General features: G+C 50.2%; 19 protein-coding genes. 7 read left to right on the top strand and 12 right to left on the bottom strand.

Going from position 1 to position 18,236, the window contains the following annotated elements:
• Window positions 1-41: 41 nt before the first annotated feature.
• The 4 genes from SHEWANA3_RS02150 to SHEWANA3_RS02135 form a co-directional block, all read right to left on the bottom strand.
• Window positions 42-773 (bottom strand): fumarate reductase iron-sulfur subunit, encoded by a 732-nt coding sequence (locus SHEWANA3_RS02150; protein WP_011715621.1) that lies wholly within the window; start codon window positions 771-773, stop codon window positions 42-44.
• A complete protein-coding gene (locus SHEWANA3_RS02145) occupies window positions 773-2,779 on the bottom strand; it encodes a fumarate reductase flavoprotein subunit (protein ID WP_011715620.1) in 2,007 nt (668 codons plus the stop codon). The genes SHEWANA3_RS02150 and SHEWANA3_RS02145 overlap by 1 nt, the downstream gene beginning before the upstream one ends.
• A 61-nt stretch (window positions 2,780-2,840) precedes the next feature.
• Window positions 2,841-3,512, bottom strand: a complete 672-nt coding sequence (locus SHEWANA3_RS02140; protein ID WP_011621208.1) for a fumarate reductase cytochrome b subunit — start codon at window positions 3,510-3,512, stop codon at window positions 2,841-2,843.
• Between the two features lie 206 nt (window positions 3,513-3,718).
• On the bottom strand, window positions 3,719-4,444 hold the full coding sequence (locus tag SHEWANA3_RS02135; RefSeq protein ID WP_011621207.1) for a fumarate reductase cytochrome b subunit: 726 nt from the start codon (window positions 4,442-4,444) through the stop codon (window positions 3,719-3,721).
• 442 nt (window positions 4,445-4,886) lie between these two features.
• Between SHEWANA3_RS02135 and prmA the strand changes: the two genes are divergently transcribed.
• From prmA to SHEWANA3_RS02110, 5 genes are all read left to right on the top strand, one after another.
• A complete protein-coding gene (prmA, locus tag SHEWANA3_RS02130) occupies window positions 4,887-5,768 on the top strand; it encodes a 50S ribosomal protein L11 methyltransferase (RefSeq protein ID WP_011621206.1) in 882 nt (293 codons plus the stop codon).
• Window positions 5,769-5,942: 174 nt separating this feature from the next.
• Window positions 5,943-6,911 (top strand): tRNA dihydrouridine synthase DusB, encoded by a 969-nt coding sequence (dusB, locus tag SHEWANA3_RS02125; RefSeq protein ID WP_011621205.1) that lies wholly within the window; start codon window positions 5,943-5,945, stop codon window positions 6,909-6,911.
• A 16-nt stretch (window positions 6,912-6,927) separates the two neighbouring features.
• Window positions 6,928-7,233 (top strand): DNA-binding transcriptional regulator Fis, encoded by a 306-nt coding sequence (gene fis / locus SHEWANA3_RS02120; RefSeq protein ID WP_006083371.1) that lies wholly within the window; start codon window positions 6,928-6,930, stop codon window positions 7,231-7,233.
• Between the two features lie 254 nt (window positions 7,234-7,487).
• Window positions 7,488-8,234, top strand: coding sequence for an iron-sulfur cluster repair di-iron protein (gene ric / locus SHEWANA3_RS02115; protein WP_011715619.1), 747 nt, complete (start codon window positions 7,488-7,490; stop codon window positions 8,232-8,234).
• A gap of 98 nt (window positions 8,235-8,332) precedes the next feature.
• Window positions 8,333-8,836: an ATP-binding protein gene (locus SHEWANA3_RS02110; RefSeq protein WP_011715618.1), complete on the top strand. Its 504-nt coding sequence runs from the start codon at window positions 8,333-8,335 to the stop codon at window positions 8,834-8,836.
• Window positions 8,837-8,840: 4 nt separating this feature from the next.
• On the opposite strand, the gene SHEWANA3_RS02105 is transcribed toward SHEWANA3_RS02110, so the two are convergent.
• The 7 genes from SHEWANA3_RS02105 to SHEWANA3_RS02075 all read right to left on the bottom strand — a co-directional run bounded on the left by SHEWANA3_RS02105 (window position 8,841) and on the right by SHEWANA3_RS02075 (window position 14,249).
• Window positions 8,841-9,419: a HupE/UreJ family protein gene (locus SHEWANA3_RS02105; protein WP_011715617.1), complete on the bottom strand. Its 579-nt coding sequence runs from the start codon at window positions 9,417-9,419 to the stop codon at window positions 8,841-8,843.
• 148 nt (window positions 9,420-9,567) lie between these two features.
• On the bottom strand, window positions 9,568-10,290 hold the full coding sequence (locus SHEWANA3_RS02100) for an HAD-IA family hydrolase (RefSeq protein ID WP_011715616.1): 723 nt from the start codon (window positions 10,288-10,290) through the stop codon (window positions 9,568-9,570).
• A complete protein-coding gene (gene xerC, locus SHEWANA3_RS02095; protein ID WP_011621200.1) occupies window positions 10,290-11,189 on the bottom strand; it encodes a tyrosine recombinase XerC in 900 nt (299 codons plus the stop codon). The genes SHEWANA3_RS02100 and xerC overlap by 1 nt, the downstream gene beginning before the upstream one ends.
• Window positions 11,190-11,237: 48 nt before the next feature.
• Window positions 11,238-11,873 (bottom strand): DUF484 family protein, encoded by a 636-nt coding sequence (locus SHEWANA3_RS02090; RefSeq protein ID WP_011627404.1) that lies wholly within the window; start codon window positions 11,871-11,873, stop codon window positions 11,238-11,240.
• Window positions 11,870-12,697, bottom strand: coding sequence for a diaminopimelate epimerase (gene dapF, locus SHEWANA3_RS02085; protein WP_011715615.1), 828 nt, complete (start codon window positions 12,695-12,697; stop codon window positions 11,870-11,872). The genes SHEWANA3_RS02090 and dapF overlap by 4 nt, the downstream gene beginning before the upstream one ends.
• 70 nt (window positions 12,698-12,767) lie before the next feature.
• A complete protein-coding gene (lysA, locus tag SHEWANA3_RS02080; protein WP_011715614.1) occupies window positions 12,768-14,012 on the bottom strand; it encodes a diaminopimelate decarboxylase in 1,245 nt (414 codons plus the stop codon).
• 42 nt (window positions 14,013-14,054) lie between these two features.
• Window positions 14,055-14,249, bottom strand: a complete 195-nt coding sequence (locus SHEWANA3_RS02075) for a lipoprotein (RefSeq protein WP_011715613.1) — start codon at window positions 14,247-14,249, stop codon at window positions 14,055-14,057.
• 67 nt (window positions 14,250-14,316) lie between these two features.
• Between SHEWANA3_RS02075 and cyaY the strand changes: the two genes are divergently transcribed.
• Window positions 14,317-14,646 carry an iron donor protein CyaY gene (gene cyaY, locus SHEWANA3_RS02070; RefSeq protein ID WP_011621196.1) on the top strand — a complete coding sequence of 110 codons (330 nt, stop codon included), beginning with the start codon at window positions 14,317-14,319 and terminating at the stop codon, window positions 14,644-14,646.
• Window positions 14,647-14,685: 39 nt separating this feature from the next.
• Here the strand turns inward: cyaY and SHEWANA3_RS02065 are convergent, their stop codons facing one another.
• Complete coding sequence (locus SHEWANA3_RS02065; RefSeq protein WP_011715612.1) at window positions 14,686-17,100, bottom strand: class I adenylate cyclase; 2,415 nt, start codon at window positions 17,098-17,100, stop codon at window positions 14,686-14,688.
• Between the two features lie 202 nt (window positions 17,101-17,302).
• Between SHEWANA3_RS02065 and hemC the strand changes: the two genes are divergently transcribed.
• Window positions 17,303-18,235 (top strand): hydroxymethylbilane synthase, encoded by a 933-nt coding sequence (gene hemC / locus SHEWANA3_RS02060; protein ID WP_011621194.1) that lies wholly within the window; start codon window positions 17,303-17,305, stop codon window positions 18,233-18,235.
• Window position 18,236 lies beyond the last annotated feature (1 nt).

Genomic DNA, 18,236 nt, shown 5'->3' with positions numbered 1-18,236 from the left:
AATCAGGCGCTTTGCTTTTTGAATCAAACAGCTAACAGAAATTAAACTAAGGTCATCGCCATTTTGCGGCGCAGATAGGCTATCTGCTGCATATGAGGCAAATCCTTCGGACAGTTGTCTTGGCAGCCGAGCAAGGTCATACAACCAAACACGCCGTCCTGATTACCAATCACATGGTAAAAATCTTCAGCCGTGCGCGCATCGCGGCTATCGAGTTCAAAGCGGGCGATTTTCATCATCCCCACGGCCCCAACAAAGGTCTCACGCATTTGTTTGGTCGCGCAGGCTGATACACAAACCCCGCACTCGACGCAGCGCTCTAATTCATAGAGCCGCGCCGCTTCCTCTGGCGCCATAGGCTCTTCGAGGTGATGGATACTGATATCATTCGCTTTGGGGTGTAACCACAGCTTCAAGCGCTCGGCGAGTTCACGCATAAACTTACCCGTGTTAACAGATAAATCACCAATCAATTCAAAGCCAGGTAATGGCATTAGGGTGATTTCTCCCTTGGGATATTTGGCGGTTAAGGTGCGGCAAGCTAAGGTTGGGAAACCATTGATCACCATGGCGCAACTGCCGCAAATCCCCGCCCGACAGACAAAGTCAAACTGCAACGACGTATCTTGCTCTTCTCTGAGCTTATTGAGTGCAATAAATACCGTCATGCCCGGCGTTTCGGTGAGCTGATAACGCACCATCTTCGGCTTATCATTTGGCTCCTGCGGATCATAACGAAAAATATTAAAGGTTAACTGGCGACCTTGGCTCATTATGATTTTTCTCCTAGCACATTGGCTGATGGTCTTTGTAAGGTATCGCTTAAACGTTCATTTTTAGCTTGTAAGCTCGGCGGCAGCTCGAATGGCATCAGCGCCGCTTGGCGTTGATAACGATCGGCATCATCACCCAGCCCAGCCAAAATCTCGGCAATTTGTTGCTCGCGTTTGGCTGTATCGGGGTGTGCGATGGCATTATCGATACCATAACCCCGGTATCCCGGCGGCAGCTCCATCTTCATCACATCCAACGGCTCGTAGCTTAAAACGGGGGCCAACGCCTCGGCATCGGGCCAACTGGCGAGAGTACGGTTGAGCCAGTCTCTGTCATTACGCTGCGGATAATCCTCACGGGCGTGGGCACCACGGCTTTCGGTACGCGCGGCTGCGCCACAGGCCACAGTTAGCGCCACCTTGAGCATCCGCTTCACCCTTAGCGCTTCTACCAGCTCGGGGTTAGCGTGGCGTTTCTTACACTTAACTCCGAGCTTACGTGAGCGTTCAAGCAGCGCCTTTAGCTCAGTCACCGCCTTATCGAGCTCAGGGCCGTTACGGAAAATCCCCACGTAATCCATCATAATCCGCTGCATTTCGCGCTTCAGTTCGAAGGGGCTTTCATGGCCTTCGCCATCGACTAAGGTGTCGATTTCAGTCTGTACCTGTCGCATAAATTTTTCGGCAAGCTGAGTGTCGATTTCAAGGCTATTATTCTCACAAAAATCAGCCACATATTTGCCGATAATCATGCCACCCACCACGGTTTCGGCGAGCGAGTTACCACCCAAGCGGTTAAAGCCATGCATATCCCAACAGGCCGCTTCGCCGACGCTGAATAAGCCCTTAAGCTGCGGACTCTCGCCCGTTGCCTTAGTGCGGATCCCGCCCATGGAATAGTGCTGAGTTGGACGAACAGGGATCCAGTCCTTCGCGGGATCAATCCCGAGGAAGTTTTCGCAAATCTCCTGCACTTCACGCAGGTTGGTTTCGATATGCTTACGCCCAAGTAGGGTGATATCGAGCCATAAATGCGGGCCATAGGGGCTATCGACGCCCTTACCTTTACGCATATGTTCAGTCATACGGCGAGACACCACGTCCCGCGACGCCAGCTCTTTCTTCTCTGGTTCATAGTCCGGCATAAAACGGTAACCGTCTTTATCCCGCAGCAAGCCACCATCACCACGGCAACCTTCTGTGGTTAAAATCCCCACGGGCACAATCGCCGTTGGGTGGAACTGTACCGCTTCCATGTTGCCAAGGGTCGCAACGCCCGTTTCGAGCGCCAGCGCCTGACCTATACCCTCGCAGATAATCGCGTTGGTTGAGACTTCATAAATGCGGCCATAGCCACCGGTGGCGATAGTGGTCGATTTCGCGACATAGGCACGCAACTCGCCCGTGATTAAACAGCGGGCAATTACCCCGTGGCAACGTTGACCGTCGTGGATAATAGAGAGCGCTTCGACGCGTTCGTGGACAGGAATATCCATCGAAATCGCTTTGTTATCCATAGCATAGAGTAAGGAGTGGCCGGTACCGTCGGCGGTGTAGCAGGTGCGCCACTTTTTGGTGCCACCAAAGTCACGGGCATTGATCAGACCGTGGGCTTCTTCGGCTTCCTGCAAGGTGACTTTTTGTGCGTTAACAATGACGTCCCTCGGGCCTGCGGTTACACGTGTCCAAGGCACGCCCCAGTTGGCTAATTCACGCACCGCCTTAGGCGCACAATGGGCAAACATTCTGGCGACTTCTTGATCGCAGCCCCAGTCCGATCCTTTCACCGTATCTTGAAAGTGCACGTCTTCATCATCGCCCATGCCTTTGACTGCATTACCAAGGCTTGCCTGCATTCCGCCCTGCGCCGCCGCAGAGTGAGAACGTTTAGCGGGGATAAGCGATAGCACTAAGGTATCTAACCCGCGCTCTTTAGAGGCAATGGCCACCCTCAGGCCAGCCAATCCGGCACCAACCACTAATGAATCGGTATAAATCAGTTTCACGCCTGCTCCTTAACGGGTACTGCTGTTATTGTTTTAGGACAACACTCTTTTGTTATATTCGCTAACTCGCGTGGGGTAAAAATGCCAATAAGGAGGCAATCCCTACCGTGACAAACGCGATACTCACAATGGTTTTAATCTTACGTAAACGGCTGCGACTATTGAGATCCCGCGCAGCCCCCCACTTCAGTGCTACGCGGTAAATCCCGATGGCTGCATGTAACTCCACCGTCAGCAATAGCGGCAGATACACCATCCACACGCCTTGGTTCCAAATCCGCTCTGCACTGCCCTGCGGGCCTATGGTTTCTGGCGCCGAGCCAATAAGCCACAGATGCACTGGCAGCAATAACAGGATCACCACGCCCGTAATGGCCTGCCAACGCCAGAGGCGAGTATCACTGTGATTGATCACTTGCATCTGTTGTTTGAGCGCTCTTTGCTGGCGCAAACTCATGGGTAACTTTTGCAGTGCCACAATCACATGCACCAATGCAAGGGCGGCAATACCGACGGCAATACAAGTCACCACCCAGGGATAGCCATGGCCATCACTGGAGAGAAAACTTAGCTCCATAGTGCGAGCCACCCAGTTCATGGCATCGCCACCCAATAAAATGGACGACACCAGCACTAAGTGGGTCCACAAAAACACCGCCAGAATGACACCCGACAAACTCTGGCTTAAATCCAGCCACGCACTCCATTTTTTTATACTTAGTTTGATTGCCATTGCTTTCGCCTCGCGCCGCAGGCTCCTGAGAGCCCTGCTTAATAAGTTGTCCTCGAAAATTAATATCGCTCACAAATCCATCAAAAAACCTGAGTTAGATCAACTAGGAGGCGAATAATTAATCGAATGCTTAAATATTAGCAGCGAAACAAAATCCTGCTGCGCCCAAATCCATCAGGGATAAACGCAGCAGAATTGGATTTCAATCAATGGGGCACATAAGGCTGCACCGGCACACTTAGCTCACTACCGATAAACATATAGGAGACTAAGCTCGCACCACCTAGGCATAACAAATAGATAATCAATACCTTAGCAAGCTTACGTAAGCCGGAGCGCTGGGTCGTGATGCCCCACTTAACCGCCACTCGGTATAAACCAATCATGGCGTGGATGACGACCGCGGGCAGCAACAGGGCGTAGAGCAACCAAGCATTATCGTGATAGACACGCTCGGCCGATAAATGTGGACCAATTTCAGGATTTAAGATCATGGTAAAGAGGTGCACTGGCACCAGGAAAAACAGAATAAAACCCGTGATCAACTGCCAAAACCAAGCATGGGTATCGCGATGTTTAATGCCACCTAAATGTGATCGCAACGCTCGCCACTGCCCAAGCTGCGCCGGAAACCGTCTAAGAGCAACGGCTGCATGTAGAATCACCACGAGCAGCATAAACACTGAGAAGACTTTAGTGACAATCGGAAAGCCATGGCCCGTACTGCTAAACATACCGCCTTCGAGCAACTGCACCACATGGTAAAAGGCCTCTTTACCCAGCAGAATGCTCGACTCGAAATGCATATGTAACAACAGAAAGCAGCCCAGCATAATACCAGTCGCGCTCTGTAATCTATCGGCCTTGGCCGACCAAGGGTGACCTATCCCCTGTGTTTTCACGCTAGTGTGAACGCGCGTTACGCTTGTCATCTTGCTTTTACCCTTTAATGGTTTGTTGACGCCTCTTTGCAAACTACACCATAGCAGCAACAAAAAACGCGGCTGAGTGTCACAGATTTAAAGCGTGAGGCAACTCACGGGATAAGCGTCAACTCTTAGAAGAGGATCACAAAAAAGCCGTAAAAACCAAACAAAGGTAAAACCAATTAACCATTATATTTCATGGCTTTACATTAAAAATCGAAACGAGCGGTTCGATTTTGCGTACAACCAACAGCTGACAAGCTAACTCCTTGTCCATGCTGAAATAAACCTCGTTTACTACCCAAAACTCCCTAGATTTTTAGCACGAATCCCTCAACCCACCTCATCACCATCACTCACGTTTAATTGCCATCGAATTCTGCAAATTAGCGCAGTTTGGGTATACAATAGCGCGATATTTTTTAAACCTAGCCACAGGATTTTACCCATGCCTTGGATCCAACTTCGCATTAACACTAACAGTGACGATGCTGAAACCATCAGCGACTTACTTATGGAAGAAGGCGCCGTTTCTATTACCTTTGAAGATGGTAAAGACACCCCGATTTTTGAGCCTAAACTGGGCGAAACCCCTCTGTGGCAAGATACCGTAGTGGTTGCCCTGTTCGAGGCTGACACAGATCTCGCACCGACTATCGAGATGCTGAAAACCCTGCCGTTTTTAGGCGAGCACTTCAGCCACAAAATCGAGCAAATTGAAGATAAAGACTGGGTTCGCGAGTGGATGGATAACTACCACCCAATCCAATTTGGTAAACGCCTATGGATTTGCCCAAGCTGGCGTGAAGTTCCCGATCCAAGCGCAGTGAACGTGATCTTAGATCCGGGCCTTGCCTTCGGCACAGGCACTCACCCAACGACAGCACTGTGTTTAGAGTGGTTAGATAGCTTAGATCTCAGCAACGAAGAAGTGATCGACTTTGGCTGCGGCTCAGGCATTCTCGCCGTGGCGGCGCTGAAACTGGGCGCAAAAAAGGTCACAGGTATCGATATCGACTATCAAGCCATCGAAGCCTCTAAAGCCAATGCCGAGCGTAATGATGTTGCCGACCAATTAGCACTTTATCTGCCAGAAGATCAACCCGCCGATCTTAAGGCCGATGTGTTAGTTGCCAATATTCTCGCAGGCCCACTGCGTGAACTTGCCCCCCTTATCGCCGAGCGCGTCAAATCTGGCGGTAAATTAGCCCTCTCAGGACTGCTTAAAGAGCAAGCGCAAGAAATCTCTGACTTCTATAGCCAATGGTTCGACATGGACGAAGCGGCTCACAAAGAAGATTGGAGCCGCTTGACAGGTAAGCGCAAATAACGCTAAAGGGTGGCGCAACATGCGCCACCACTGGCTTAGGCTTATTTTGTCGATGACTTCTCAAGGCTAAAAAGTCAAGAAAAAAAATTGCTCCTAGGTCATTTATTGACCTTTTCACGGCCAATAAAAAGGGCTACTATAGCGCCCCTTTGAAGAGCTAAGGTGAAACAGTAAATGCAGATTGGACCCTATCAACTGAAGAATCAGCTGATCGTGGCACCAATGGCAGGTGTCACCGATCAAGCTTTCCGTAATCTCTGTCTTCGTTATGGTGCAGCCTTAGCGGTGTCGGAGATGCTTTCATCGAATCCTGAAGTTTGGGACACAGATAAGAGCCGCCAGCGTATGACGCATTCCGGCGAGGAAGGTATTCGCTCAGTGCAAATTGCAGGTGCAGATCCAGAGTTAATGGCGCAGGCCGCCCAGTTCAACGTCGAACAAGGTGCCCACATCATTGATATCAACATGGGATGCCCGGCAAAAAAAGTGAATAAAAAGCTGGCAGGTTCTGCCCTAATGCAAAATCCACCCTTAGTGAAAGAAATTTTACAAGCCGTGGTCGCTGCAGTAGAGGTGCCTGTCACGTTAAAGATTCGCACAGGTTGGGAGCCTGAACACAGGAACGGTGTTCAAATCGCCCAGATTGCTGAGGATTGTGGTATCGCCTCGCTCGCCGTTCACGGCCGCACGAGACAATGCATGTACAGAGGCGACGCCGAGTACGACACCATCAAAGCAATTAAACAGAATGTCTCGATTCCTGTTGTCGCGAATGGGGATATCGACAGTCCGGAGAAAGCCCGCTTCGTGCTGGACTATACCGGTGTCGATGCTCTGATGATAGGACGGGGTGCTCAAGGACGGCCTTGGATTTTCAGAGAAATCCAGCACTACTTGGATACGGGTAATAAGCTAGCGCCCATTGAGGTGGCTGAACAGCGTCAAGTGATGCTGGAACACCTCACCAAACTTTATGATTTGTATGGTGAATATAAGGGTATCCGCTTCGCCAGAAAGCATATTGGATGGTACCTAGACCAAGAGGATCAGCGCCAGTTCCGGGCTGACTTTAATCAGCTGGAAACCGCTGCAGAACAGTATTCCCTGGTGGAATATTATTTTGATGAATTAGTACAGAATTAATAAAGAGCAGAATAGAATGTTTGATCAGACAACTAACACAGAAGTTCACCAGCTTACCGTTGGCAAAATCGAAACCGCAAACGGCACTATCAAGCCCCAGTTATTACGTGACGCTGTTAAGCGTGCCGTAACTAACTTCTTCGCACAGTTGGACGGTCAGGAAGCACAAGAAGTGTATGAAATGGTGCTAAGTGAAGTTGAAGCACCTCTGCTTGACATCATCATGCAACACACTCGCGGCAACCAAACCCGCGCAGCAAACATGCTAGGTATCAACCGTGGTACTCTGCGTAAAAAATTAAAGAAATACGGCATGAACTAATCCGCAAGGATTAAGCTGTTGTATTAAAAAGGCGAGTCAGCAATGACTCGCCTTTTTGCTTTCTTAGCGACAATTCCCCGCCACAGCAAAGTAATAGAACCGCGCTGACCTTTAAGGCAACTTTGCCTACTCACTTAGAGATATTTCACAACATAAAATGTGATATGCCCGACTAATTTAGTCAGGATTTATTGCGCGAATATAAAGCTGCAAATATTATGCATGTAAAATTATTCTCGCTTTGGAGTGTTGCTATGTTATCTGCCCATCTCTCATCCGAAAACCCAGTTGAAGCACAGTCAGCCTCAATCACCCCATGGCTTGAACGCAAAGTGGGGGAATTGGTCGCAGAGGATTTTCGCCGCGCCCACGTGTTTAGCCAATTTGGTATCGATTTCTGCTGCGGGGGTGGTCGAGCACTCGTTAATGCCTGCGAGCGAGCAGAGGCCAATCCTGAGCAAGTCGTCGCCGCACTGGAGGCCGTTTCCCACTCGGGAGCCAAAGAAGATGAACTCAATCAATTGCCACTCGACCAGTTGATCGATTACATCGAGCGCACCCATCATCAATATGTTCGCGCTAAGGCGCCGTTATTGCTCGAATATTCAGAGAAAATGGTACGCGCCCATGGTGAGCATTATGCGGAGATCATTCCCTTCGCTGGCTGGGTGCGCGCCTTAATTGAAGACTTAATGCCGCATTTGATGAAGGAAGAAAATATCCTCTTCCCCGCGATCCGCGCCATGAGCCGAGGTGAGCAAGTGCAAGGTTGTTTTGGGCACATAGGCAACCCCATCAATGCGATGCAATACGAGCACGAAGAAGCTGGGCAAATTTTGCAAAAGCTACACGAGTTAACCAATGATTTTACGCCGCCGGAATACGCCTGCACCACATGGCGCGTTTGTTACGCGACTCTGGTCGAATTTGAGGCAGACTTGCACCGACACATCCATTTAGAGAACAACATTCTCTTCCCTAAGGCGCTACAACTCGCCTAGTACAGACTGCTGATTCACAACAAAGGCCAGCACAACTGCTGGCCTTTGTTATTTTGGCGTGTTACAAAAAGTGGTGTGCTACGCAAGGAGCCGCCGCCATGACATACCCAACATTCGCACTCGATGATATTGGTTCACTGCATGAGTCCGCCCAAGTGGAGTTCAAACTCGCGCGGGGCCGCGATGGTCAAGGTCAGCTCCCCGAAGATATTTGGGCGACCTATAGCTCCTTCGCTAACACCTTAGGTGGCGAGATTATCCTCGGGGTACGTGAAGAACATGGTCATTTCACCATTGAAGGCATTCCTAATCCCCTGCCCGTGTTGCAGGAGTTTTGGGAAATCCTCGATGATCCAAGCCGCACCAGCCATAATATTCTGGCGATTTCCGATGTGCAGCTGATTGAAATCATGAATAAAAAGCTGATAAGAATTCGTGTACCACTCGCGCCAGAGCATCTTAAGCCCGTGTTTATCGGCACCGATGCTTATACGGGGACTTATTTTCGCGTGGGGGATGCCGACATGCACGCCAGCCGAAGACAGGTCACGCAAATGCTGCGCCGCGCCCATCATTGCACTAAGCAACTCAAGGCGCGTTAAGCCATTAAAAGCCAGCGAGTAAATATCCGCCCATAGCCGCAATCGCCACGCCCGATACCCGCATTAAGCGGCGCTGGCCCGTCAGGCGCTGCATGCCTAATCCTAACATGACCCCACCAAGATGAATGACCGCAGTGCCAAACAAGAAACCGAAGGCATAGAGTATGGGACTGGCGAGTTCGGGCATTTCCATCCCATGGGCATGGCCGTGGAAAATCGCAAACACGCCCACAAAGGCCATGGCAAACAACAGCGGAAGTTGGCGGTCAAAAGCTATCGCTAGCCCAAGCAATAAGACAGATAGCGCAATGCCAATTTCGACAAAGGGCACCGGAATCGCATACAGGCCTAAAATGCCACCGACCAACATAAAACACACAAAGGCTAAAGGCACAGTCCAAATGGCGCGGCCGCCCAATTGCGTACTGAGCATGCCCACACTCAACATGGCAAGGAGATGGTCAAAGCCTAAAACGGGATGGTTAAAGCCCGCCATAAAACCACCACCGGAGTGGATTTCGTGCGCCGAGGCAGGGGCAATAAAAGATAGACTCAAGAGCAGCAACAAACTTAAACGCACCATACAAATTCCTTGTTAGTGATGGCGTAACAACCGAGTGAAATGATTGTGAACACTCTACGGCAAAGCCGTGAAGCAATCTTTGATCCTTATCACCTTAAGCTATCGCTTAATTCAGCGGATAACTTAGCTCAACTTTCCTTAAACCAAATTATGGCAGTAACATCTCCAGCAGAGCATCGAGGGTCGCAATTTCCATATGGGGTAATAGGGCTGCTATCGGCAGCGACGCCACGCGGCCAAAACTCGGGTTGAGCCAGACCGACTGGCAGCCCGCTAAGCGCGCACCGCGAACATCGGCATTCATACTATCACCCACGTGCAGCAGTTCGTCTAAGCCGATATCCAGCCTTTCACAAGCCTGTGAAAACATATCTTTAGCGGGTTTCATCCGTACACCACTACCAGGATGCAGCACAAATTCGAACACCTCACTCAAGCCAATGCGCTGTGCGTCCACATTGCCATTGGTGATACCAATCAACCGAAAATGGGCCGATAAGCGCGCGAGCAGCGCCAAGACTTCGTCTGAAACCTGAAAATGGCTGCGATGGAAATAGAAACAATCCAACCCTTCCTGCGCACCCCGTTTTGCCTCCGACTCGCTATAACCGAGCAGCGAAAGACCTTTATGCAGAGTCGCAATTCGCGCCGCCGAGGTATCATGGGCTAAGGCAGGATTTTGCTGTAGCAACTGTAACTTGAGCAGTCGCCATTGCTGCGGTTGCCAAGCTTGAGTCAGCGGAAAAGCCTGATGCAAAAACTGCGTTAGCTCGGCTTCGGCATTCAGAATATGAGGCTCGTTATCGTATAAGGTATCGTCAAGATCGAAGCTGATCGCACGAATATTCTGGGGTCTAAGATAACAACGCATTATTTATCCTGTTGTTTTTTCGCTCTAGGATGGGCGTTATCATACACCTTAGCTAAGTGTTGGAAATCTAAACTGGTATAAATTTGCGTGGTCGACAGGTTTTCGTGACCTAATAATTCCTGCACCGCCCGCAAATCGGCACTGGATTCCAGCATGTGCGTCGCAAAGGAATGGCGTAACTTATGGGGATGCACCCGCATAGAAAGCGCCTGCTCCTGACCCCATTTGCTCATGCGCGCCTGAATACTGCGATGGGACAAACGCTTGCCCTTCTCCGTGACAAACAATGCATTATCTTCACAGGAAATTTGTTTGCGGCACTTAAGCCAAGCACTGATGGCCTCTATGGCGTAACGCCCAACGGGGACTATGCGCTCTTTGTTGCCTTTGCCCAAAACGCGCACTTCATGCTGATCGTATTGCACACTGGATAAGTCCAGCGCCGCCAGTTCAGCCAAGCGCAATCCGCTGGAGTAGAACAGCTCCATAATGGCTTTATCACGCAGGGTCAGCGGATCATTACCCTCAATCGCGAGCAGATGCGAGATAGAATCGACGTCGATATTCTTAGGTAACGGTTTGGCTTGTTTGGGCGCGCTCAGCCCCTTGGCAGGATTAAGTTCAATCACGCCTGAGCGCAATAAAAACTCTCCCCACTGTTTGATGGCCGACAACCACAATGATAGCGAGCGTGGGCTCAAGCCCTTGCGATGCAGCTTAGCAAGCACTTGTTGCCAATGCTCACGGCCCACATTGAGCAAATCAACACCCTCGGGCAATAACTCGCTTCCCCGCTGCAACTCGTACATATAATTGCGAACCGTATGCGCCGATAACTGGCGCTCTGACTGCATATAGGTTTCAAACTGCTGCAAATAGGACTGACACTGCGGGGTCATCTCCAGCTCCTCATCATTAGGCAATTGAGGCAAGGCGAACCATCTACCTTAAAGCTTGGCCAGCATATGTGCGAGTAATCGGCGTAATTGTTCGAGCAACATATTATCCATATCGGGATGGAAATGCGCCGCATCTTGGCTGGCGACGGCAAAAATCATCGGGATTTCATCGGCTAACTTCACTAACGCGACTGAGCCCACTTCGCTACCAAACAGGCGTTTCGCTTCCTGCTGAGTTAAGCGGCCAAAGTAGTAATCCTTACGCAGACGCTGAGCCCAAATCGCTTGCATCTCCACATCGGCATCTAACACGCTGATCAGACGCACATGGGTAAAATTAAACTGCGTCTTTAAACTATCGGCCAGCACTTCTTTAAGCGCTTCTAAATTAACGCAATTAAGTAATTTAAAAGACAGCTCGGTATTAAACAGGAATATCTTTTCATTGCGCGCCGCCATCGCCAGCAGACTGGTAATTTCTTCTTCGAGTTGCCCAACCCGTTGGCGCAGTAACTCTTGACGACGCTCGACCAAGGAAATCGCGCCGCGCTCCGAATGGGGCAAACGCATCGCCAATAACAGCTCGGGATAACGATTAAAAAAGTCCGGGTTATCGAGTAGGTACTCGCGAATAATCAACTCATCAAAAGGAAGATCGGTCTGCGGCATCAAAGGCTCGGTCATAACTGAATTTGTCCATCGTAAACGTGCTGCGCAGGTCCCGTCATCCACAGGGGTTTGCCTTCGCCTTCCCAATTGATGGTTAAGGTGCCCCCCGGTAAGTCGACACGTACCTGTTGGTCAAGTTTGCCTTGGATCTGCCCTACCACCACGGCGGCACAAGCGCCAGTACCACAGGCTAAGGTCTCGGCCGCACCACGTTCATAAACTCTAAGCTTGATATGGCCCGAGTTAACTACCTGCATAAAGCCGACGTTTACTCCGCGCGGGAAGCGCTCATGCTTAGTGAGCAGCGCGCCAATTTCGGCGACATTGGCGTTGGCAACATCTTCCACATCGAGCACGCAATGGGGATTGCCCATAGAGGCCGCGCCACATAAAAAGGTTTGTTGCGGCGTCTGCAACAGATAGGTTTTTTCGGCCTTTTTGGCTTTGAAAGGAATTTGGCTTGGGTCGAGCACGGGCACGCCCATGTTCACAGTGACAGTACCGTCACGTTCGAGGCGAAGAGTCATCTTACCCGCAGAGGTGCTCACGCGAATTTTATTCTTATTCGTCAGCCCTTTATTACGAACAAAGCGCGCAAAACAACGGGCGCCATTGCCGCAGTTTTCGACCTCACCACCGTCGGCATTAAAGATACGATAGTGAAAATCCAAATCGGGATCATAGGGCGGCTCAACCAGTAAAAGTTGGTCGAAACCTATGCCAAAGTTACGGTCGGCTAAACGGCGGATCTGCTCAGGCGAAAAGAACACGTTCTGCGTGACACCATCGACCACCATAAAATCGTTGCCCAGTCCGTGCATCTTAGTGAATTGGATCAAGATACTTATCCTTTAAGCCTAGGCGCCGCCATCAACTAGCCAAGCGCCTGAATCAATATAATTTTCTAGTTTACGGCAGGAGTTGCTCACCTTGCCAGAGCTGCGCTAATTTTTCTCGCTCACGCACCAGATAAGCCTTGTCACCATCGACCATCACCTCGGCCGCACGCGGACGAGTGTTATAGTTAGAAGCCATGGCAAAACCGTAGGCACCGCTCGAGCGCACAACCAGTAAATCCCCCGCCGCAATCGCGAGTGCTCTGTCTTTACCTAAAAAGTCACCGGTTTCGCACACTGGCCCTACGATATCAAATACTTGCGCTTGTTCATCCCTTGGATTTACCGGAATGATATTTTGCCAAGCGCTATAGAGTGCAGGACGAATTAAGTCGTTCATCGCGCCGTCGACAATCGCAAAACGTTTATCGCTGTTTTCTTTAAGGTACAGCACCTGAGTGACGAAAATCCCCGCGTTAGCGGCGATGGCACGACCCGGCTCGAAAATTAACTTGAGCTTGCGATCACCTAAACGCGCGAGCAGTGCAGCAGCGTAAACATCGGGATGCGGCGGGGTTTCATCATCATAGGTCACCCCTAAACCGCCACCCACATCGAAGTGTTCAATCACAATGCCTTGATCGGCCAGACGGTCGATAAGGGCTAACATTCTGTCCATCGCATCGAGGAAAGGCTGGATCTCGGTCAGCTGTGAACCAATATGGCAATCTACCCCTTTTACCTGTAAATGTGGCAGCGCATGGGCACGGGCGAATACGACTTCGGCCTCATCCATGGCGATACCAAATTTGTTCTCTTTAAGGCCCGTCGAGATATAAGGATGCGTACCGGCATCGACATCGGGATTCACCCGCAGTGACACTGGGGCAACTTTACCTAAGCGGCCTGCAACGTCATTAAGTTGTTCAAGCTCGGCGCTCGATTCGACGTTAAAGCAATAAATACCGAGGTTAAGTGCCTGTTCCATTTCGGCAACGGTTTTACCCACGCCCGAAAACACCACTTTGGCAGGATCGCCACCGGCTTCAATCACCCGTGCTAACTCACCGCCCGAGACAATATCAAAACCACTGCCTAAACGAGCCAAGACGTTCAGTACGGCTAAGTTTGAGTTGGCTTTCACCGCGTAACACACTAAATGTGGATGGTCGGCCACCGCATTGTTAAACGCATGCCAGTGACGTTCGAGCGTCGCACGGGAATAGATATACAGTGGCGTGCCATACTGCTGGGCTAAATCATTGACCCGACAGCCTTCGGCGTACAGGGTATTGTCTTGGTAGAGAAAGTGATCCAATGTCCGATTCCTTACTGCGCTTTGTTGTAATTATGCTGATTATTATTGTGTTTTTTCAGTTTCAGCTTGAGGCGCCGCCGTGTCGGCAGGGGTTGCCTCACTCTTCGGCGCCTTGATTTTTGTAGGCTGACTCACCTCTGCGGGAGAGGATTTATACAGGGGGCCTTTTTGACCGCATGCTGTAATGAATAGGCTACCAAGCAATAACAATAAAAACAGTCTCATTTTTCTCAACATCTGTGCATCTGGTGACTAATAGCCTTATAATCGCACCCATCTTGACGAAAGCAAAGGACAGAAATGCATGGCCATGACAGATACAGAATTTCACCAGCTCGCCGATGACATGTTCCAAGCGATAGAGACCGCTATCGAAACCGCAATTGATGAACAAGACGCCGATGTCGATATTGATGCCAGCGGTAACGTGTTACAGCTGGAATTTGTAGATGGTTCGAAAATTGTCATCAACAAACAAGAGCCTTTGCATGAGATTTGGGTTGCGACCCGTTTCGGTGGCTATCACTTTGGTTTTGTTGATGGTAAATGGATTGATGGTCGTAATGGCGGCGAGTTTATGCCCTTTGTACAGGACTCCATCCTTCGCCAAAGCGGTATCGCACTGAGCTTCTAATAAGCGCGTGCAGCATTGCTAAGCGGGAGCAACTCCCGCTTAAAACTCCACGTTAGCGTTATTGATATCGACCCCAAAGGGCATCACCGTTAGCTCGCCCGCCACCCGCACCAGATGGAAAAACTGCGGAATATTAAATCTCGCCTTAGCAGCATAATGCTCATCAAACACATAGTGATGACTCACTTTGTTGACCAACTCCACCATATTCGAGCCCGGCTGCACATAATGGCTAAGCTGATTATCTTCATCGAGAATAAACACGTCCAAGCTTTCGGGCCGCTGCCGTAAGAAATATTGAATCGCTCCCTTAGCCGCAAAGTTCTGAATAATTTTCGGCATACTCGAAAAGGGATCGTCGCCCAACTCGGGCCGAGGCAATTGCACCAGATGACTGCGTGACAACTGCTGATAGAAGGATTTAGCATCGCTCAAGTCCTGATACGCCATCCCCAAGGGGTTAAAGAAGATCCCATAACGGGTATGACTGATTTGCAGCGGCTGCACTAAAGTGCTCGATTGTTGCACTTGCTGACATAGGCGCACAGTTTGTTTCAGCAGGTTTTTCACCGCTAACTTAAGCTGAGGCCTGAGTTTTTGCGAGCAGCTAATCACATCCATATCCACCGGATGAGTCGCTCGCCTTAATCCCGGCGTGACAAACGATAGCGCCTGCAATACCGCGGTTTCGCCCTCAAAACGGTGGCATTGCCACTCTCCCCAACTATTGAGGCAGATGGCATCGAGGGCGCCGAGCATATTTTCCTTCTTACGGCCTAATGAAAACACGTTGGCATTCATCACATCGACCATCATCTCTTGCCCATGCCAGTGGACGGTAGGGTCGCAGTCGAGATTAAGAACAAAAATCAGCTTTCTAAAATGCCAGGGCTGGCATAGGTCGAGTTTCGATACCCGCCAATCGTGGTCGATAAAGTTCAGTAACCGCCGCGCCGCCTCGGTTAGGCGCCGAGACTTAACCTTACTCTGGCCAAACTCATACCATTTGGTTTCTGGCGTCGACACGCCGTTCAAGCAGGCCCAGATCATCAATGCTGAGGGAGTTTTCCCCTTACATATCGCCGATTCACCCAACAGATTTTGCGGTTTTGGCCCCTGGCGATAAAGGTAATATTGGTTTTCCTTAGTGCTAGACACCATGGTCACTTCAGATTCGGCGACCGAGCGACTCCAAAGCAGATTTAACTTAGCGATTTGATCTTCATCTTGGCTGAAGTAAGTGTGCAGCTTGCGGGTGAGCATCCCCAACTCTTCAATCCTGAGCCCCTCATTCAACTCATGGGTCGAGGCGAAGCGCAACAGCGTTTGGTAACTCGCCAACAGCAACTCGTTGAGCTGTTCATTGAACCAGTTCAATTGTCCGCTGTGCCAATGCTCACAGTCATCTAAGGTCGAAATTAAGCTGTCGGGCCACTGCCATTCTTGCACGAGCTTTTGCATTTTGGCGTAGCGCCAGTCTTTGCCTTGGTCCGCGACGCTCAAATACACACCACATTTGAGATAAAAACAGCGGCGCACAATCTCGAGTCGACGATTATCATTCTGCTTTAATAGATAAGCTTCGATGACCTCATAAATCGCGTAATAAGCATCGTTAGAGGTGGAAAAATCCCCCGCTAAGGTCTTTTGCCACAATCTGTCGCACAACAGTTGCGAATGGGGATATTCACTCGCGTAAGCTTCTAGTAGCAGTACTTTTATCAACGCCTTATGGGGTTTATTGAGGCCTTTATAGAGCTGCCACAGCGACGCCCCAAAGTACTCACTCGCCGGTAGCTCATGCACATTACCTAGGTACAACAGCTCAGGATTAAGCTTGGCATCGGGCCACCATGCAATGGTTTTACCCGCTAACCGAATTTGGCTGCGATAAAACTCCTCAAGTAATAACCAATGTTGCGTACTGCCGCTGTGCTCATGGGCCATCGACGATTGGCAACCGGAACGCTGCGATTTATCGCCAGAAAATTGCAGCGGGTGAACTAAGTAAAAATTCACCTCAAACTGATATTCGGCAAACCAAGCGGTTAAACGCTCGGCTTTTAATTTGATTAAGGCTAAATCCTCATCACACAGCTGTGCATGGTGCACTAGCCATACATCCACGTCACTCTTGGCATTCTGGCCAAAACTGGCCGTGCTACCCATAGCGTAAACGCCTTCAAAGGCCGGATTTTCAACCTCGCTGGCAATAAAGGGGAGCTTAAATACATCACAGGCCTGCGCCTCAAGTGAATCAGGACGATAACCTTGGATCCCACACGGTGTGTCGGCATCGACAAAGCCGGGATACTGGACGCTATTCTGCTGAATAAGGAAGGGGATCAAACGGAACAAATGCTTTTGAAGCGGCGACAACAAGGCTAAAGCTCGTGCGATACGAACTTGATTAAGTCTTTCTGCAATATCAGGAAATTGACCTTGCTGATCCATCCAAGAACACGACACTTAAGCACGAGTAAGAAGTGTGCTCATGTTAACACTTTTGCAAAGTTGAGCAACCAAATGAGAAGTTCGTCACACTTTAAGCCAATTTAGAACGCCGCCGACTTCAAAGAATCGATACGCCTTCCTTACATTCACGAATAGCCAATGTTAGCATTGGCGCAACTAAGATCTCGGATGGAAACTAGGCATGTCTGAAAACCGCATACGTATCGCTACCCGCAAGAGTCCGCTGGCCATGTGGCAAGCAGAATTTGTTAAAGCAGAATTAGAACGCGTTCACCCAGGTATCGTGGTGGAGCTATTGCCAATGAGCACTAAGGGCGATGTTATCTTAGACACCCCATTAGCTAAGGTTGGTGGTAAGGGCCTATTCGTAAAAGAACTCGAAGTCGCCATGCTGGAAGACCAAGCCGATATCGCGGTGCACTCGATGAAAGACGTGCCAGTGGATTTCCCCGAAGGCTTAGGACTGGAAGTGATTTGTGAGCGCGAAGATCCGCGCGACGCCTTTGTGTCTAACCTTTATAAGTCAATCAGTGAGTTGCCACTTGGCGCCACAGTCGGCACCTCAAGCCTACGTCGTCAGTGCCAGCTGCGCGCCTCACGCCCAGACCTGATTATCAAAGATCTGCGTGGCAACGTCGGTACTCGCCTCGCGAAACTCGATAACGGCGAATACGATGCGATTATCCTGGCTGCTGCAGGTTTAATCCGCCTGAAATTGTCTGAGCGTATCGCCAGCTTTATCTCTGCGGAAGAATCCTTACCCGCCAACGGACAAGGCGCTGTCGGTATCGAGTGCCGCACTAACGATGAACGCGTAAAAGCACTCCTAGCACCTTTAGAACACTTAGAGACTCGCTACCGCGTGATCGCCGAGCGCGCCATGAATACTCGCCTCGAAGGCGGCTGCCAAGTACCTATTGGTGCCTTTGCCGAAATCCACGGTGATGAGATGACACTGCGCGGCCTCGTAGGTAACCCAGATGGTAGCGAAATCATCGAAGGCGTGATTACAGGTCCAAAGACCGAAGCAACGAAACTCGGTGTGGCCCTGGCTGAAGAACTACTCAGCAAAGGCGCCAAAAGCATCCTCGACGCTGTTTACGCAAAAGCCTAAG

The sequence above is a fragment of the Shewanella sp. ANA-3 genome (assembly GCF_000203935.1).
In the GTDB taxonomy this organism is placed as follows: Bacteria; Pseudomonadota; Gammaproteobacteria; order Enterobacterales; family Shewanellaceae; genus Shewanella.
The sequence above is the reverse complement of the archived record's forward strand: the minus strand, read 5'-3'. Positions and strand labels throughout refer to the sequence as shown.

What these genes read in the sequence shown, in the direction of transcription:
- SHEWANA3_RS02100 (WP_011715616.1), bottom strand. Translation starts at nt 10,290, where the DNA reads ATGCGTTGTTATCTTAGACCCCAGAATATTCGTGCGATCAGCTTCGAT.
- ric (WP_011715619.1), top strand. Translation starts at nt 7,488, where the DNA reads ATGTTATCTGCCCATCTCTCATCCGAAAACCCAGTTGAAGCACAGTCA.
- fis (WP_006083371.1), top strand. Translation starts at nt 6,928, where the DNA reads ATGTTTGATCAGACAACTAACACAGAAGTTCACCAGCTTACCGTTGGC.
- SHEWANA3_RS02105 (WP_011715617.1), bottom strand. Translation starts at nt 9,419, where the DNA reads ATGGTGCGTTTAAGTTTGTTGCTGCTCTTGAGTCTATCTTTTATTGCC.
- xerC (WP_011621200.1), bottom strand. Translation starts at nt 11,189, where the DNA reads ATGACCCCGCAGTGTCAGTCCTATTTGCAGCAGTTTGAAACCTATATG.
- SHEWANA3_RS02075 (WP_011715613.1), bottom strand. Translation starts at nt 14,249, where the DNA reads ATGTTGAGAAAAATGAGACTGTTTTTATTGTTATTGCTTGGTAGCCTA.
- SHEWANA3_RS02150 (WP_011715621.1), bottom strand. Translation starts at nt 773, where the DNA reads ATGAGCCAAGGTCGCCAGTTAACCTTTAATATTTTTCGTTATGATCCG.
- cyaY (WP_011621196.1), top strand. Translation starts at nt 14,317, where the DNA reads ATGGCCATGACAGATACAGAATTTCACCAGCTCGCCGATGACATGTTC.
- dusB (WP_011621205.1), top strand. Translation starts at nt 5,943, where the DNA reads ATGCAGATTGGACCCTATCAACTGAAGAATCAGCTGATCGTGGCACCA.
- SHEWANA3_RS02110 (WP_011715618.1), top strand. Translation starts at nt 8,333, where the DNA reads ATGACATACCCAACATTCGCACTCGATGATATTGGTTCACTGCATGAG.
- SHEWANA3_RS02135 (WP_011621207.1), bottom strand. Translation starts at nt 4,444, where the DNA reads ATGACAAGCGTAACGCGCGTTCACACTAGCGTGAAAACACAGGGGATA.
- hemC (WP_011621194.1), top strand. Translation starts at nt 17,303, where the DNA reads ATGTCTGAAAACCGCATACGTATCGCTACCCGCAAGAGTCCGCTGGCC.
- SHEWANA3_RS02090 (WP_011627404.1), bottom strand. Translation starts at nt 11,873, where the DNA reads ATGACCGAGCCTTTGATGCCGCAGACCGATCTTCCTTTTGATGAGTTG.
- SHEWANA3_RS02140 (WP_011621208.1), bottom strand. Translation starts at nt 3,512, where the DNA reads ATGGCAATCAAACTAAGTATAAAAAAATGGAGTGCGTGGCTGGATTTA.
- SHEWANA3_RS02065 (WP_011715612.1), bottom strand. Translation starts at nt 17,100, where the DNA reads ATGGATCAGCAAGGTCAATTTCCTGATATTGCAGAAAGACTTAATCAA.
- prmA (WP_011621206.1), top strand. Translation starts at nt 4,887, where the DNA reads ATGCCTTGGATCCAACTTCGCATTAACACTAACAGTGACGATGCTGAA.